This is a genomic window from Exiguobacterium sp. s124 (genome assembly GCF_018617485.1).
Lineage (GTDB): Bacteria > Bacillota > Bacilli > Exiguobacteriales > Exiguobacteriaceae > Exiguobacterium > Exiguobacterium aestuarii.
The window spans coordinates 302,415-318,658 of sequence record NZ_JACSKH010000002.1; the positions used below are offsets into that span (position 1 = coordinate 302,415).

At 49.6% G+C, this 16,244-nt stretch carries 15 protein-coding genes and 10 tRNA genes; 24 read left to right on the forward strand and 1 reads right to left on the reverse strand.

Annotated elements, in window-relative coordinates; genetic code table 11:
- The first annotated feature begins 6 nt into the window (after positions 1 to 6).
- The 6 genes from argJ to argF are packed head-to-tail and all read left to right on the forward strand — an operon-like array spanning position 7 to position 8,087.
- Positions 7 to 1,224: a bifunctional glutamate N-acetyltransferase/amino-acid acetyltransferase ArgJ gene (gene argJ / locus KNO85_RS12130; protein ID WP_214790422.1), complete on the forward strand. Its 1,218-nt coding sequence runs from the start codon at positions 7 to 9 to the stop codon at positions 1,222 to 1,224.
- Positions 1,221 to 2,000, forward strand: coding sequence for an acetylglutamate kinase (argB, locus tag KNO85_RS12135; RefSeq protein ID WP_214790431.1), 780 nt, complete (start codon positions 1,221 to 1,223; stop codon positions 1,998 to 2,000). Before argJ ends, argB begins: the two co-directional genes overlap by 4 nt.
- Positions 1,960 to 3,105 (forward strand): acetylornithine transaminase, encoded by a 1,146-nt coding sequence (locus KNO85_RS12140; RefSeq protein WP_214790433.1) that lies wholly within the window; start codon positions 1,960 to 1,962, stop codon positions 3,103 to 3,105. The genes argB and KNO85_RS12140 overlap by 41 nt, the downstream gene beginning before the upstream one ends.
- The gene (locus tag KNO85_RS12145) at positions 3,102 to 4,151 is read left to right on the forward strand and encodes a carbamoyl phosphate synthase small subunit (protein WP_214790435.1); all 1,050 of its coding nucleotides are present in this window, start codon (positions 3,102 to 3,104) and stop codon (positions 4,149 to 4,151) included. The genes KNO85_RS12140 and KNO85_RS12145 overlap by 4 nt, the downstream gene beginning before the upstream one ends.
- Positions 4,144 to 7,164 (forward strand): carbamoyl-phosphate synthase (glutamine-hydrolyzing) large subunit, encoded by a 3,021-nt coding sequence (carB, locus tag KNO85_RS12150; protein ID WP_214790437.1) that lies wholly within the window; start codon positions 4,144 to 4,146, stop codon positions 7,162 to 7,164. Before KNO85_RS12145 ends, carB begins: the two co-directional genes overlap by 8 nt.
- Positions 7,161 to 8,087: an ornithine carbamoyltransferase gene (gene argF, locus KNO85_RS12155; RefSeq protein ID WP_214790439.1), complete on the forward strand. Its 927-nt coding sequence runs from the start codon at positions 7,161 to 7,163 to the stop codon at positions 8,085 to 8,087. Before carB ends, argF begins: the two co-directional genes overlap by 4 nt.
- Before the next feature lie 35 nt (positions 8,088 to 8,122).
- Here the strand turns inward: argF and KNO85_RS12160 are convergent, their stop codons facing one another.
- Positions 8,123 to 8,848 (reverse strand): rhomboid family intramembrane serine protease, encoded by a 726-nt coding sequence (locus KNO85_RS12160; protein ID WP_214790441.1) that lies wholly within the window; start codon positions 8,846 to 8,848, stop codon positions 8,123 to 8,125.
- A gap of 63 nt (positions 8,849 to 8,911) precedes the next feature.
- Between KNO85_RS12160 and acpS the strand changes: the two genes are divergently transcribed.
- The 18 genes from acpS to KNO85_RS12250 all read left to right on the forward strand — a co-directional run bounded on the left by acpS (position 8,912) and on the right by KNO85_RS12250 (position 16,112).
- A complete protein-coding gene (gene acpS / locus KNO85_RS12165; RefSeq protein WP_214790443.1) occupies positions 8,912 to 9,295 on the forward strand; it encodes a holo-ACP synthase in 384 nt (127 codons plus the stop codon).
- Positions 9,267 to 10,343: an alanine racemase gene (gene alr / locus KNO85_RS12170; RefSeq protein WP_214790445.1), complete on the forward strand. Its 1,077-nt coding sequence runs from the start codon at positions 9,267 to 9,269 to the stop codon at positions 10,341 to 10,343. Before acpS ends, alr begins: the two co-directional genes overlap by 29 nt.
- A 129-nt stretch (positions 10,344 to 10,472) precedes the next feature.
- On the forward strand, positions 10,473 to 10,751 hold the full coding sequence (locus tag KNO85_RS12175) for a hypothetical protein (RefSeq protein WP_026824473.1): 279 nt from the start codon (positions 10,473 to 10,475) through the stop codon (positions 10,749 to 10,751).
- Positions 10,752 to 10,756: 5 nt separating this feature from the next.
- Positions 10,757 to 11,107 (forward strand): type II toxin-antitoxin system PemK/MazF family toxin, encoded by a 351-nt coding sequence (locus KNO85_RS12180; RefSeq protein WP_026824472.1) that lies wholly within the window; start codon positions 10,757 to 10,759, stop codon positions 11,105 to 11,107.
- A gap of 142 nt (positions 11,108 to 11,249) precedes the next feature.
- Positions 11,250 to 11,576, forward strand: a complete 327-nt coding sequence (locus KNO85_RS12185; RefSeq protein ID WP_214696023.1) for an STAS domain-containing protein — start codon at positions 11,250 to 11,252, stop codon at positions 11,574 to 11,576.
- The gene (gene rsbW / locus KNO85_RS12190) at positions 11,573 to 12,049 is read left to right on the forward strand and encodes an anti-sigma B factor RsbW (protein ID WP_214790447.1); all 477 of its coding nucleotides are present in this window, start codon (positions 11,573 to 11,575) and stop codon (positions 12,047 to 12,049) included. The genes KNO85_RS12185 and rsbW overlap by 4 nt, the downstream gene beginning before the upstream one ends.
- Positions 12,015 to 12,815 carry an RNA polymerase sigma factor SigB gene (sigB, locus tag KNO85_RS12195; RefSeq protein ID WP_015880560.1) on the forward strand — a complete coding sequence of 267 codons (801 nt, stop codon included), beginning with the start codon at positions 12,015 to 12,017 and terminating at the stop codon, positions 12,813 to 12,815. Before rsbW ends, sigB begins: the two co-directional genes overlap by 35 nt.
- A gap of 69 nt (positions 12,816 to 12,884) precedes the next feature.
- Positions 12,885 to 15,011 carry a Tex family protein gene (locus KNO85_RS12200; protein ID WP_214790449.1) on the forward strand — a complete coding sequence of 709 codons (2,127 nt, stop codon included), beginning with the start codon at positions 12,885 to 12,887 and terminating at the stop codon, positions 15,009 to 15,011.
- A gap of 207 nt (positions 15,012 to 15,218) precedes the next feature.
- Positions 15,219 to 15,293: transfer RNA gene (locus KNO85_RS12205), tRNA-Asn, on the forward strand.
- A gap of 9 nt (positions 15,294 to 15,302) precedes the next feature.
- Positions 15,303 to 15,394, forward strand: a tRNA-Ser gene (locus tag KNO85_RS12210).
- A 29-nt stretch (positions 15,395 to 15,423) separates the two neighbouring features.
- Positions 15,424 to 15,498: transfer RNA gene (locus tag KNO85_RS12215), tRNA-Glu, on the forward strand.
- Positions 15,499 to 15,502: 4 nt separating this feature from the next.
- A tRNA-Val gene (locus KNO85_RS12220) sits at positions 15,503 to 15,578 on the forward strand.
- A gap of 21 nt (positions 15,579 to 15,599) precedes the next feature.
- Positions 15,600 to 15,675, forward strand: a tRNA-Asp gene (locus KNO85_RS12225).
- Positions 15,676 to 15,682: 7 nt separating this feature from the next.
- Positions 15,683 to 15,754 (forward strand) — tRNA-Gln (locus KNO85_RS12230).
- A 9-nt stretch (positions 15,755 to 15,763) separates the two neighbouring features.
- Positions 15,764 to 15,839: transfer RNA gene (locus tag KNO85_RS12235), tRNA-Lys, on the forward strand.
- A 17-nt stretch (positions 15,840 to 15,856) separates the two neighbouring features.
- Positions 15,857 to 15,944 (forward strand) — tRNA-Leu (locus KNO85_RS12240).
- A 3-nt stretch (positions 15,945 to 15,947) separates the two neighbouring features.
- Positions 15,948 to 16,024 (forward strand) — tRNA-Arg (locus KNO85_RS12245).
- An 11-nt stretch (positions 16,025 to 16,035) separates the two neighbouring features.
- Positions 16,036 to 16,112 (forward strand) — tRNA-Ile (locus KNO85_RS12250).
- The last annotated feature ends 132 nt before the right edge of the window (positions 16,113 to 16,244 follow it).

Here is a 16,244-nt window from a genome sequence, read left to right on the forward strand (position 1 = left end):
TGAAGCATGATCGATATCATGGCGACCCAAAAGCCGGTCATCGTATCACCGAAAGGATTTCAAGCGTGTGGGATCCATGCGGGATTAAAACGAAAGCGTAAAGATTTGGCGTTACTCGTCTGTGAACGACCAGCGAGTACGGCAGCGGTCTATACGACCAACCACTTTCAAGCGGCACCGATTCAAGTGACAAAAGCATCTCTGACCGAATCAAATGGCTACCTTCGGGCCGTGTTGATCAATAGTGGTAACGCGAACGCGTGTACAGGCGAACAAGGATTGAAGGATGCCTATGCGATGCGCGACGTGACAGCGACACAGTTAGGTGTGAAGCCGGAGGAGGTGGCAATCGCCTCAACAGGCGTCATCGGTCAACCGCTCCCGATGATTCCGCTCATAAACGGAATCGGTCATCTGCAACCTACAACCGCATGGGAAGATGGGCAATCATTCGCCGAAGCGATTTTGACGACGGATACCGGAACGAAACAGACGGTCGTCCAGTACGGCGAAGGAGAAACGACCGTGACCATCGCGGGAGTCGCCAAAGGGTCGGGGATGATTCATCCGAATATGGCAACGATGCTCGGATTCGTCACGACGGATGCCGTCATCGCACCAGAGCTTTTGCAACAGACGCTAAAGCAAAGCGTCGACGCCTCATTTAACAACATCACGGTGGACGGAGACAGCTCGACGAACGATATGGTGCTCGTCATGGCGAGTGGGGCACTAGAAATGGAAGAAATCAAAGAGGGGACTTCAGCACATGATGCGTTCCAACAGGCATTGACAGAGGTTTGTTTAGAGCTTGCCAAAGCAATTGCGAAGGATGGAGAAGGGGCGACGAAGCTGATTGAAGTTCATGTCAATGGTGCAACATCCGACCAAGAGGCTAGAACGATTGCCAAACAAATCGTCGGATCTTCCCTCGTGAAGACGGCGGTGTACGGCCAAGATGCCAACTGGGGAAGAATCATTGCCGCAATCGGTGCCGTTCCGTTCCCGGTGAATGTAACGGCGATCGATATTCAGATCGGTAGTCAGCTCGTCCTCCAAAACAGTACCCCCGTCTGGTTTGATGAGACGTATGCGACAGAAGAAATGAGTCGGGACGTCGTCACGATCACGGTCGACTTACATGACGGGGAAGGGGCAGGTCAGGCATACGGATGTGACTTGACGTATGACTACGTCAAAATCAATGCGAGTTACCGGACATGAAGAAGCGAAAAATCATCAAACTTGGAGGTAGCGTCTGGGATTCGATGGCGCCCGAGTATTTTGAGGAGTGGCGTAACTGGATGGAAGCCGGTCATGAACTGCTCATCGTTCACGGAGGGGGACCAAAACTATCGGCGTACTGCACGTCTCAACACATCGAGCCGACCTTTCAAGACGGTCGTCGCGTGACGACGGACGAGGTGTTGATTGGGGCTTGGCGAGTGTTGGCCGGGGAAATGCAGACGGATGTCGTGTCGACGCTGACACAACATGACATCGATGCGTTTGGCTTATCAGGTGTCGACGGAAGTGCGATTTGGGGTCATCCGATCGCCGGATTCGGGAAAGTCGGCGAGGTGACAGCGATTCGGAATGACGTATTCGAACGATTGATGGATTCCGGTCATGTACCGGTCGTGACGTCTGTGATTGCGAGCGCGAATGGACCGCTGAACTGTAACGGTGATGATTGTGCGGTGGCACTTGCCGTTTCGTTACAAGCGGATGAATTTGAACTGCTGACAGATGTGAACGGGATTCGCATTCATGGCGAATTCCAAACGACGTTAAACGAACGGGATGCTCATGAGGCGATCGCGAACGGAGAAATCTATGGCGGGATGGTGCCGAAAGTAGAGGCGTTATTAGCAGCGGTGGCAGGTGGTGTCAAACAGGCCCGTATCCGGGATGGTCGTGACGCAACACTGGAAGGGACAAGATTATGGGAGGGGAACTATGAATTCGCTTTTACCGACATACGGACCACGAACGATTGAGATTGCACAAGCGAGCGGGTCGTACGTGACGGACGTGTCTGGAAACACATACTTAGATTTTGTGATGGGGATTGCTGTGTGTGGGACGGGACATCGCCATCCATACGTGCAACAAAAGATTGAAGAACAACTAAATCGGGTGTGGCATACATCAAACTTATATATGATATCCGGTCAACAGCGTGTAGCTGAGAAACTGACAAAAGGAACGCATCTCACACATGCCTTCTTTTGTAACAGTGGTACGGAAGCGAATGAGGCGGCCTTCAAGTTGGTGCGCAAGTGGACGAAGAAGACGAAAATCGTCACATTCACCCAATCGTTCCATGGTCGTACGTTCGCGATGCTCGGGGCGACCGGTCAAGATAAAGTGAAGCAAGGATTCGGTCCGATGGTGAACGATTTCATACACGCACCATTCAACGACATGGAGGCGCTGAACTTAATCGATAAAGAAACTTCCGCTGTCTGGCTAGAGATCGTGCAAGGTGAAGGGGGTGTCGTCGTCGCGAATCAGTCGTGGTTACAGGCGCTGCAAGAAAAGGCAGACGAGTATGATGTGAAAATCGTCGTCGACGAAGTGCAGACCGGCATCGCCCGTACTGGCACACGTTTTGCATTCGAGCAAACACCACTTCAACCACACATTGTCACGTTAGCGAAAGGACTGGGGAGTGGTATCCCGGTTGGCGCGATGTTGACGACGACGGAAGCGACGGAAATCTTTGGACCCGGGAGTCACGGATCGACGTTCGGCGGAAACCCGCTAGCGATGGCGGCGGCGGAAGCGACGCTCGATATTCTCTTCACACCAACGTCCCTTCAACATGTCAAAGACATGGGAGATTACTTGAAGAAAGGACTCACCCAATTCGTGGACGGGGAACGTTTCATAGAAGTGAGAGGGCTCGGACTGATGGTCGGACTTGTTTCATCAGAACCGGTAGCCGAATGGGTCACACAATTGGCAGAGACGGGGTTACTAGTCGTGATGGCGGGTCCCCATGTCATTCGCTTCCTGCCCTCATTACGAGTCACGAAATCTGAAATCAACGAAGCATTGATGAAACTTGAACAAATCTTACAGAAGGAGGGCGTCGTATGAACGGAAACATCAGCTTATTGAACGGAATGCAGTTAACAGGAACTTGGGAGACGAGTGCACGACATGCGAGTGGCGAGGTCGTGTTCTTCACCGGGATGACAGGCTATCAAGAAGTGTTGACCGACCCGTCATACGCAGGACAAATCATCGCTTTCACCTATCCGCTGATCGGACAATATGGACTGGAATTAGACGGGAACGAAAGTGCTCACATTCAAGTGGCCGGCGTCCTCGTTCAAACATTGGCGGATCATGGAGGGCGTCCCGAATTGAAGGATTGGTTAGAAAAGGAAGGAATCCCGGTACTATCACAAGTCGATGTGCGTGCCCTCGTCCACGTGTTGCGTGAAGAAGGAGATCAATTTGGGGTGATGTCTCATGAAATGGAATCCAACGATCCGCAACCACTCCATCAGCTGACAGAGCGTGTCACGACGACGTCAATCGTTCATGAGGGAAACGGTGAGAAAGGGCATGTTGTCTGTTTAGATTTTGGGGTGAAGGCGTCGATGGTCGGGGAAATCGTGAAACGTGGATATCGCGTGACGAGTGTCCCATATGATTCTCCCAAAGATGTCGTGGATGCGTTGCGACCGGATGCGATCTTAGTATCGAACGGGCCAGGGGACCCGCGAGACCATCTCGGACGGATTGAGGTCATTCGGGAATTAGCGCTATCGCATCCGACGCTCGGAATTTGCATGGGGCATCAACTGCTCGCGCTCGCATTCGGGTGCAACATTGAAAAGCAAACATATGGACACCGGGGCTCGAATCACCCGGTTCGAAACGTCAAGACGAACGAAGTGTGGATGACGTCACAAAACCATGGATATGTGGTCGAGCGGACGAGTATCGAACAAAGCCCGCTTGAGTTGCTCTATGAGAATGTGAATGACCACTCGGTCGAAGGGCTGGTGCATCCGAATGGAACAATCTTCACGACACAGTTTCATCCTGAAGCGAGTCCAGGACCAACTGACGCACAATCTGTCTTCGACCGCTTTGACGAAATGATTCAGCAAGGAGTGAACGTGTATGCATAAAAAAGTACTCGTCATTGGTTCAGGACCAATCGTGATCGGGCAGGCCGCAGAGTTTGATTATTCCGGAACACAAGCGTGCCAAGCGCTACGAGAAGCCGGATGTGAAGTTGTCTTATTGAACTCCAATCCTGCCACGATTATGACAGACCCAGGGATGGCGGATGCGACGTATATCGAAGCGATGACCGTACAAAAAGCGACCGCCATCATCGAAAAAGAACGTCCGACTCACTTACTCGCGACGGTCGGGGGACAGACGGCGTTGAATTTGGCACTCGATCTCGAGGAAGCTGGAGTATTGACGACATATGGAGTCGAACTACTCGGGACATCACTTGAAACGATTCGAGACGGAGAAGACCGTGAACGATTCAAACAAAAGATGGAACTGCTACATGAACCCATTCCGACGTCAACAACGATTGAATCGATAGAAGAATTGACGACTTTCATCGAGTCGACGGGTGTTCCGCTCATCGTTCGACCAGCCTTTACGCTCGGCGGAACAGGTGGTGGCATCGCGACGACAGAAGAAGAAGCCTACAAGATGGCACGTCGAGGTCTTGAAGCGAGTCCGATTTCGCAATGTTTAGTCGAAAAGAGCATCGCCGGCTATAAAGAGTTTGAATATGAGGTGATGCGTGATGCGTTCGGAACGTGCATCATCGTCTGCAACATGGAAAACATTGACCCGGTCGGTGTGCATACGGGGGACTCCGTCGTATTCGCACCAGCACAAACGTTATCGGATCACATGCATCAAACGTTGCGGAGTGCTTCGTTTCGGATCGTATCCGAGCTAGGTGTGATTGGTGGGTGTAACATTCAGTTTGCTGTTCATCCGACGGAATCAGAATACTATGTGATTGAAGTGAATCCTCGCGTCTCGCGCAGCTCAGCGCTTGCGTCAAAAGCGACCGGGTATCCGATTGCGAAAATCGCGACACGTCTCGCCTTAGGGGAACCGTTAGACCGTTGTATCAATCCGGTCACGACAAACACGATGGCAAGTTTTGAACCGGCACTCGATTATATTACGGCGAAAGTGCCATGCTTTCCGTTCGACTTGTTCGCCGAGACAGACCGTGCGCTCGGTCCGCAAATGAAAGCGACCGGCGAGAGTATGGCGATGGGGAAAACATTAGAAGAAGCATTGCAGAAGGCATGGCGTGGAGCCGGGATTGAACAGGCGCCACTCTATCCAAAGTGGATGCAAGAAGCCACCGTCGATGTGTTAATGAAAGAAATCGAGGCACCGACGGACCGTCGTCTTCATGCTTGTCTCGCTTTGCTCGATCGTGAATTATTGTCTGGCGATTCGTTGCAGCAAATCACGGGAATCACGCCACACTTCATTCAGATGTTGAAACGCCTCCTCCAAATGACAAAGCAAGATTTGACGGAACCGAGCGGGCTATTACAGGCGAAGCGCCTCGGATTCACGGACGCACAGATTGCCGAGATCATGCACGTACAAGTCGCGGACGTCAAGACGCTCCGGGAATCGGCTTCGATTCAGCCGGTATATCAGATGATTGACACATGCGCCGCTGAATTTGAAAGTCAGACCCCATATTTTTATGGCTCCTGGCACGGGACATCTGAAGTAGAGCCGAGTGGCAAACGGAAAGTTGCCATCATCGGGGCAGGGCCGATTCGAATCGGACAAGGCATTGAGTTCGACTACAGTTCAGTCCACGCGGTATGGGCGCTTCAAAAGCTTGGTGTCGAAACGATTATGATCAACAATAACCCGGAGACCGTATCGACCGACTTCTCGATCGCGGACAAACTGTACGTGGAACCACTGACAAGCGAGGATGTCATGCACGTGTTAGAGGCGGAAGGTTGTCACGATATCTTGATTCAGTTCGGTGGCCAGACAGGGATTGCGCTCGCCCATGATTTAGAGGCGGCTGGATATCATTTGCTCGGTGCCTCCGCGCAAACCATCGACCAAATGGAAGACCGGGATCGTTTCTATCAGTTCCTTGATTCGATTGAGGTCGAACACATTCCGGGAGAGGAAGTGTCTTCCCAACAAGAATTGAATGAAGCGGTACAACAGCTAGGTTATCCATGCATCCTTCGCCCGTCATATGTGATTGGTGGGAAGGGGATGCTGCTCATTCATACGGAGGAACAGTTGGCAGCTGCACACCCGAACCTCGCCTATCCAATCCTCGTCGATCAATACGTTCCAGGACGTGAGCTCGAAGTGGATTGTGTGACAGATGGGGAAACGGTGTATGTGCCAGTCATCCTCGAACAAATTGAAGCGGCAGGTGTTCACTCGGGAGATTCGACGATGGTCTTACCGCCAGTCGAGACGAGTAAGTCGATTCAAGAGAAAGTCGAATCGATTGCAAAACGAATCGGGCAGGCACTCGATTATAAGGGGGCCTTGAACATTCAGTTTGTGTTGAACGAAGAAACGATCTATGTTCTCGAAATCAATCCGCGTGCATCTCGGACCGTTCCGATTGTCAGCAAAGTAACAGGCGAACCGTTAATCGAATGGGCGACCTATGCAGCGTATGGTCTGTCGTTAGCTGATTACGTTCCGACAAGTGTTCGCCCATTGACGAACTATGCGGTGAAGACGCCAATCTTCTCGAACGTCAAATTGCCCGGCGTCGACCCGATGACAGGCTCGGTCATGCGTTCGACAGGCGAGACGCTCCAGTTCAGCTCACATCCATATGTGCCGGAGCGGTTCACCTATGATGCGCTGACGACGCGGGTGATGACACGTTCGCAGATTGCTTTTGGGGAAGGATTTGAGCACTTCGGGGATACACCGCTCGCAGACGTCACTGATTTCCAAGATGTCGCCGTGTTATTCTCGGATGCGACCGATGAGCGGGAATTACGTGAAGCCGCCGTCCGCAACGGCGTTCATATTATCTCGTCGCGACAGTTGGCTCAGTATTATCAAATGAGTCAGTCACTGGCCGACAATCAAGTTCAATCGTTACAATCCATTCAAATGAAAGAGGGCGTAGCTAAATGACAGTGAAGACGATGCAACATTTTTTGACGATGGAAGAATTGACACCGGACACGCTCGATGCGTTGCTTCAGTTGGCACATGACGTCAAACAGTCGCCTCAATCTTTTGCGACAGCGCTGACAGGTAAGAAAGTCGCCTTATTGTTTGAAAAGGCATCGACTCGTACGCGCATGTCATTTGAGGTGGGTGTCGTCGAACTAGGCGGGTACCCGCTCTTCCTCAGCGGTCAAGATTTGCAAATCGGGCGCGGGGAACCATTGACGGACACGATTCAAGTGATGAGTCGGTATGTGGATGCGCTCATGATTCGGACGTATGCGCATGAAACGGTGGAGACGTTGGCGCAACATGGAACGATTCCGATTATGAACGGATTGACGGATCTGCATCATCCATGCCAAGTGCTCGCGGATTTGTTGACGATTGAAGAACAGTTCGGAAGTCGTTCAGGGAAAGTGTTGACGTATATCGGAGACGGGAACAATATGGCGCACTCGCTCATGATTGGCGGAGCGCTGAGTGGGATGCATATTCGAATCGCGTCGCCAAACGGATACACCGTCGATCAAGCGATTTATGAGAATGCACAAAAGTTGGCGCAGACGACTGGAGGTAGCATCAAGTTGTTTGATGATCCGGCGCTTGCTGCAAATGAAGCAGATATTGTCTATACGGACGTCTTTGCGAGTATGGGGCAGGAAGAGGAAGCCGATGAACGATTGATGAAATTTGCAGGGTTCCAAGTGAACAGTAACCTAATGGCTCTTGCGAAAACCGATGCAATCTTCCTTCACTGTTTACCGGCGCATCGCGGGGAAGAAGTGACGGCTAATGTGATTGATGGACCACAGTCATGGGTGTTCGATCAAGCCGAGAACCGTCTGCATGCACAAAAAGCATTGATGCTGACATTATTGACGTAACAACAAAGGGTGACACGCCATGTGTCACCCTTTCGTTATAGGAACTGTGCCAATAAACCGAAGATAGCCAGTCCGATGATGATGTAGAAGAACCATTTTCCGTCTCCGGAATGAACAATCGGGGGTGCATACGAACGTTGCTTATACTTTCCATAGCGCATCGGGCGCGTATACGGAACTGTGAATCGCGAGAGTGGAATGGCAAGTAAAAATCCTGCCAAAAAGCCATAAACATGTCCCCAAAGCGAAACATTCGAACCGATCAATGTGAAGGCGGCACTGATGGCGACGAAAATGTAAACCAAGCGGGCATCTTGGCTAAGCATTAACGTGCGACGGAAACGACCGATGAACACGTAGAATCCGAGAATGGCCAAGATGGCTCCTGACGCACCGGCTTGTAAATAAAACAAGTTGCTGACGGTGAAATAGGTGAACAAGTTGGCAAGTGCTCCGGCGAAAACATAAAACAGGGCAAATTTCACATGCCCGACCATACGTTCCATCGCAGGTCCGAAGATAATCAGTGCAAACGAGTTAAACAATAGATGACCAAGACTCAAATGAATAAAGTTGGCCGTCACCAAGCGATACCATTGTCCATCGGCGAGTGCCAAATGGAATGACCCGCCTGTCGCCACGATTCGTAAGCCAGGAGCGAAAGAATCGATGACAAACACAAGGAGTTGGATTACAATGAACAGCGTTACGAGTGGATATGCCCGTACAAACGTTTGTACATTTTCCGTACGACTAAACATAACATCACCTCTTTCCTCAATTGTATAGGGAAACGATGGAAAAAGGAAAGGAGCGAGTGTCCTGTGATTGTAGGAATTGGAGTCGATATTGTCGAGCTTGATCGGATGGCTCGCTCGATGAAACAACCACGGTTTTTAATGCGTCTGCTCACCGATGCTGAATATGAGATGGTTCAAAAATACCCACTTCCGCGTCAAATCGAGTTTGTTTCGGGACGTTTCGCCGCAAAAGAGGCTTACGCCAAGGCGATTGGGACTGGAATCGCACACGGTTTATCATGGCGTCACATTGAAATTTTACCGGATGAGACGGGACGTCCTGTCATGACCGCGCCTTTTTCGGGTCGGATTCATGTCAGCATTAGTCATAGCAGTGCATACGCCGTTGCACAAGTCATCTTAGAAGAGGAGGGGCAACATGTTTCGTCCAAGTCGAATCGAGATTGATCGGGCGGCCATCGCCCATAACATAAAAGAATTAACCAAACGAATCCCACAAGACATCATGGCGGTCGTCAAAGCGAACGCCTACGGTCATGGGGCGGTTGAAGTAGCGAAGATTGCACTCCAGAACGGGGCGACGATGCTTGGGGTCGCTTTGTTAGAAGAAGCAATCGAACTTCGGGATGCAGGGATTATGGCACCGATTTTAGTCATGGAGGCGCAATTTCCCCAATATGCGGGAATTGCAGCGGAACGAGACATCACGTTGTCCGTCTTTTCTGCCGAATGGGTAAAAGAAGCTGCTGCTTATATAGAAGAAAAGCCGTTGACGGTCCATATTAAAGTCGACACAGGCATGGGGCGTCTCGGTCTTCGTACGCGCGAACAGCTTGATGCGCTACTCGAGGAAGCGACCGACTCATTTGTTGTAGAGGGGATTTACACCCATTTTGCGACAGCCGATGAGCTCGATAGCGACTTGTATTACACGCAACAAGAACGATTCGAACGTTTGATGGAAGGGATACACGAGCGGTTCCGCTATATTCATACGTCCAATTCAGCGGGGGCCATCCGGATGGCGGGACAAGACGTTCCTTATAATCTGGTCCGTGTTGGTATCGCAATTTACGGGTTATACCCATCACACGAGATGGAGACGTTCTACTCGTTTCTCCGCCCCGCCTTTACCTTGAAAAGCCAGCTCATGCAGGTGAAGCGACTTGAGGCAGGTCAAACGATTAGTTACGGAGCGACCTATACGACGTCAGCCGATGAATGGATTGGGACCGTCCCAGTCGGATATGCGGACGGATGGTTACGGAAGGCGAGCGGATTTGAAGTTGAGGTAAATGGTTTCCGTTGCCCGATTGTGGGACGCGTCTGCATGGACCGCTTCATGATCCGTCTCCCAGAAGAGTTTCCAGTAGGTACGGATGTGACGCTTATCGGTGGAAGCGTCGCCATTGATGAACTCGCCTCATATCTTGGGACGATCAACTATGAGATCGTCTGCCAGTTTACGAGTCGATTACCGCGTCACTATGTGTGAATCACAAATCGTGTGAAATTATCTGAATTCTTTCTCGATTTCTCTATATTTTCCCATTCCCGCGTGTTATATTGATAAAGAACGCGGGAGATTTTCCGCCAGTCCATGAAACGATTCTGGAGGTGTAAGATGTTGAAGCAGCGAACTGCGGGTGCGCTAGCGTCCGTCCCAGATCGGTTCTCGCAACAAGGGGGTCCGATTTCGATGAAAGACCGTGAAACACTGTCCTTGAACGATGTAGTGACATACTTGTCTAAAGAAATTGCTGATCGACAACAAACACTGCGTGAAGAATTGGCGAAAGGCTATCAAGAGATGGCCGCGTTTAACTTGAATATGGCAGAAGAGATGCTAACGATTGAAGCCGAAGCCGAACACGCTCTCTTACGTCAAGTAAGTGGGGTGTGAGCAGAGTGATCGTAAAGCGTGGTGACGTATTTTATGCGAATCTGTCGCCCGTAGTCGGCTCAGAGCAAGGTGGCGTTCGACCCGTTCTTATCGTGCAGAACGACATCGGCAATCGCTTTAGCCCGACCGTCATTGTCGCTGCGATTACAGCTCAGATTCAAAAAGCAAAACTGCCGACTCATGTGGAAGTATATCAAGAAAAGCATGGACTCGAGAGAGACTCTGTGATTTTACTTGAACAGATTCGAACGATTGACAAGCGTCGTCTGACGGATAAAGTCACTCATCTCGATGATGAGACGATGCATAAAGTTGACCGAGCGCTAGAGATTAGTATGGGATTGATCCCTCTCTAGCCTTACATAGATCAAGACTGGTACATAGGTATCGGTCTTTTTTTAAACATTTTCTTAAAATGTGGTTTAAGATTTTGATAGTGGGGAATTAAAGTAAATCGTACTCAATTTATCTGTACGGACATTTAGGAGGGAATAGACGATGGATTTATCGATTCGTGAGCAAGTCATTGGAGAACAATTACACCTTTACGTATCCGGAGAAGTGGATACATATACTGCACCAAAATTGAAAGAAGTATTGCATCCGGCCATCAGTGAACAAGACGTGGTCGTTCATTTAGACGAAGTGGAGTATATGGATTCGACAGGTCTCGGTGTGTTCGTCGGCGCATTAAAAATTGCCACGCGCAACGAAAAAGAGTTGTCACTTGTCGGAGTCACGGAGCGAGTCAATCGTCTATTCGAATTGACGGGTCTCCACAAACTTCTTTCTATTAATTCGAACGTAAGAGGTGGCACGCAATGAACAATGTTGAACAGACGGTCATGACGTTCCCGGCCAAACCCGAATATGTCGGTGTGGTTCGCTTAGTCGTTTCAGGAATCGCTAACCGTATGGGATATACGTACGACGAGATCGAGGATATTAAAATCGCGGTCTCGGAAGCATGTGGTAACGCCGTCCAACATGCATATGATCATCAAGATGGAGAGGTCAAACTCGCTTGTGGCGTATACGCAGATCGTCTTGAGATCACGATTGAAGATTCAGGCAAGACGTTCGCAGATGATGTGAAGCGTCAGGCGGCTCCGGTCGAAGAGACGACAGAAATTGAATCGCTCCACGAAGGAGGACTTGGTCTCTTCCTTATCGAAGCGTTAATGGACGATGTCTCGATCAATAAAGACAATGGTGTCAAAGTGACGATGACAAAACTCCTCAACAGGGACGAGGTGGATCAGAGTGCCAGCAAAATCTCAACAACGCCATCACAGTGATGACGAGGTACTAGAGTGGATTGAACGCTACCAACAAGACGATCAAAACGAAGAAGTGCAAATGCTACTCATCAATCGCTATTCGGACCTCGTTGAAGCACTCGCCCGTAAGTTCTCGCGAGGGCGAGCGATTCACGATGATCTCGTGCAAGTTGGGATGATTGGGTTATTGGCGGCGCTTCGTCGATTTGACCCAGAATTCGGTCGTAGCTTCGAATCGTTTGCCGTCCCGACCATCATCGGTGAAATTAAACGATTCATCCGCGATAAAACATGGAGTGTCCATGTTCCACGTCGAATCAAAGAGCTCGGACCGAAAATTAAGAAGACGGTCGAAGAATTGACGACTGAATTGCAACGCTCACCACGGATTGATGAGATTGCCGATCACCTCGGCGTATCAGATGAAGAAATTCTCGAAACGCTCGAGATGGGTAAAAGTTATCAAGCATTGTCGGTCGATAGTTCGATCGAAGCGGATAATGAGGGTAGCACAGTCACGTTACTCGACTTGGTCGGTAGCCAAGAACGTGGGTATGAATCAGTCGACCAACGCCTTATTCTAGAGAAAGCGTTCAACGTCTTAAATGAACGGGAACGCGCCATCTTAGAATGTGCCTATTATAAGAACATGAGTCAAAAAGAGACTGGGGAACTTCTCGGTATCTCGCAGATGCACGTCTCCCGTTTGCAGCGGCGAGCACTCGAAAAGCTGCGTGAAGCCATCAAAGTCCCACTCAATGAAGTATTCTCAAGCGATGACTAATCGAGTCATCGCTTTTTTGTTTGAATGTTTGCTACACTTTGAAAGAGATCATAAAAGGAAGTGATTCAAGTGATTACGAAAGTGGCTAAGGCGTTAAACTTGAAAGTGAACCAAGTGGAGACGGTTCAACAGCTCGCATCTGAAGGGGCGACGATTCCGTTCATGGCCCGTTATCGAAAAGAGATGACGGGAAATCTAGACGAAGTTGAAATTAAAGCAATCTTGGACGCTCTTCAATATGAAGAAAGTCTACAAAAACGAAAAATGGATGTTCTTGCTAAGTTAGAAGAGTTAGAAAAGAACACGCCGGAACTTGCGAAAGCGTTGGAAGCAGCGACAACCCTTCAACAAGTTGAAGACATCTACTTACCATATCGCCCGAAACGACGCACGAAAGCAGAACAAGGACGGGAGAAAGGGTTGCAACCACTTGCGGACTGGTTCCGTGATAAGTCACCTTACTCGGCAGAGGTGATTGAGAAACTCTTGAAGGATGTCACGTTAGAAGAAGCGCTTCCGCTCGTTCATGCCATCATCGGGGAAGAATGGGGCGAGGAAGCGAAACTACGCCAGATGCTTCGCGACCGCGTACGCAAAGAAGGACTTTTGCGCTCGAAGAAGAAAAAACAAGCGGAAGACGAAAAAGAGATCTTTGCGCAGTACTATGAATATGAAGAAAAAATTGCTGGAATTGTCCCACACCGTGTACTCGCCTTGAACCGTGGGGAGCGTACCGATGTCCTTCAAGTGAAAGTCATTTTTGACGAGACCCGCTTCATGGATCAAGCCCTTCGTACATATGAACGACTTCCGAAAGAAAAGCGTGAAGTTGTCGAAGCGGCTGTGACAGAAGCTTATAAAAAATCGGTCTTCCCAGCAATTGAACGAGAGATTCGTGGTGAGTTGACAGAAAAGGCGGAAGAACAAGCAATCGATGTCTTCTCAAAAAATTTAAAACAACTCTACATGCAACCGCCTCTTCGTGAGGTAGTCGTCTTAGGGATTGACCCGGCTTATCGGACAGGATGTAAATGGGCGGTGGTGAACGAAATCGGGAAAGTCGAAGAGGTCGGTGTCTTTTATCCGACAGCACCGAAGCATGATATCGCCGGCGCTGAAAAAGTATTGACGAGACTTGCGAAAAAATATCCAATCTCCGTCATTGTAGTCGGAAACGGAACCGCATCACGGGAGACCGAACAATTCGTTGCGGATTGGTTGAAGAAAGCGGAACGTGAGATTGCCTACGCGATTGTGAACGAAGCGGGAGCGAGTGTCTATTCTGCATCGGAAGTCGCACGAAGTGAATTTCCAGATTTAAAAGTCGAGGAACGGTCAGCGGTCTCGATTGCACGTCGAATCCAAGATGCGATGGCGGAACTCGTCAAAGTCGATCCACAATCAGTCGGTGTCGGACAGTATCAGCATGACGTGAGCCAGAATAAACTGAAGGCATCTTTAGAATTCGTCGTCGAGAGTGTCGTCAACATGGTCGGAATCGACGTGAACCGTGCCTCGGAGTCTTTATTGACTTACGTGTCGGGACTCAATAAAACGACCGCAAAAAATATTGTGGTATATCGAGAAGCGAATGGACGCTTTGAAACAAGGAAGGAAATTAAGAAAGTTCCACGTCTTGGAGCGAAGGCGTTCGAACAAGCGGCAGGGTTCTTGCGAATCATGAATGGGAAGGATGTTCTCGACCAGACAGAGATTCACCCAGAGAGTTACCCGCTTGCATTATCGATTTTGAAAGAGATTGGGTCTTCGAAAGCGGAAGTTGGGACGGCTGCATTACGTGAACGACTACAACAAGTTGATGCACATACATTGAGTGAGCGATTAGAGGCAGGACTGCCGACGGTTGAGGATATCTTAAAATCGTTAGCGAAGCCGGGTCGAGATCCACGAGAAGACATTCAAAAACCATTACTGCGTACGGATGTCATGAGTCTTGAAGACCTTCAAGTCGGAATGGAATTCCAAGGCACCGTTCGAAACGTCATTGATTTTGGTGCGTTCGTGGATATTGGTGTAAAACAGGATGGGCTCGTCCATATTTCAAAATTATCGAATCGCTACGTGAAGCATCCATTAGATGTCGTGGCGGTCGGTGATATCGTTACGGTATGGATCGAACAGGTGGATGTGAACCGGGGACGAATTAGTTTAACGATGCTTGAACCGAACAGTTAATAAGAAGAAACTCGAATCAGGTAAAATGTTTTTCATTTTACCTGATTTTTTTTATAAAAAGTGTTGACGGTCTTTTTGTACCGTGATATCTTATAGAAGTCGCCGAGAGACGGCATGCGAATTGAAAGTTTTTCTAAGAAAGTGATTGACAGGTTTCTGGTTTGCGGTTACAATATAAATCGTTACTTCGATAAATTCAAGCAACGTTCCGCAATAGCTCAGTGGTAGAGCAACCGGCTGTTAACCGGTAGGTCGTAGGTTCAAATCCTACTTGCGGAGCCATTTTATTTTGGAGACGTACCCAAGAGGCTATAAGGGGCTCCCCTGCTAAGGGAGTAGGCTGGGAAACCGGTGCGAGGGTTCGAATCCCTCCGTCTCCGCCACTTAAAATTACTTAGAAGACACATACACTGGCCCGTTGGTCAAGCGGTTAAGACACCGCCCTTTCACGGCGGTAACACGGGTTCGAATCCCGTACGGGTCACCAATATGGAGGATTAGCTCAGCTGGGAGAGCACCTGCCTTACAAGCAGGGGGTCGGCGGTTCGATCCCGTCATCCTCCACCATTTCAAATAAAAACGTAATCTGGTCTTGTGGTGTAGGGGTTAACATGCCTGCCTGTCACGCAGGAGATCGCGGGTTCGAATCCCGTCAAGACCGCCATTTACGTTGGGCTGTAGCCAAGTGGTAAGGCATCGGATTTTGATTCCGACATGCGAAGGTTCGATCCCTTCCAGCCCAGCTTTTATTTGAGTCATTAGCTCAGTTGGTAGAGCATCTGACTTTTAATCAGAGGGTCGCAGGTTCGAGCCCTGCATGACTCACCATTTTAATTTTATACGCTGCGGTCGTGGCGGAATCGGTAGACGCGCTAGGTTGAGGGCCTAGTGGTGGTTAACACCGTGGAGGTTCAAGTCCTCTCGACCGCACCATATGCACCCTTAGCTCAGCTGGATAGAGCGTTAGACTACGAATCTAAAGGCCGGGAGTTCGAATCTCTCAGGGTGCACCATTCTTTTTTATGGGCCTATAGCTCAGCCGGTTAGAGCGCACGCCTGATAAGCGTGAGGTCGGTGGTTCGAGTCCACTTAGGCCCACCATTTAAACTGACGAACTTTGAAAACTGAACGATGAGGCAAAAAAAAGTTTTACAATTTTTGAATGAAGCGCAAGCTTCGTCAATTTAAGAGCTATATCAAATTCTTTGGAGAGTTTGATCCTGGCTCAGGACG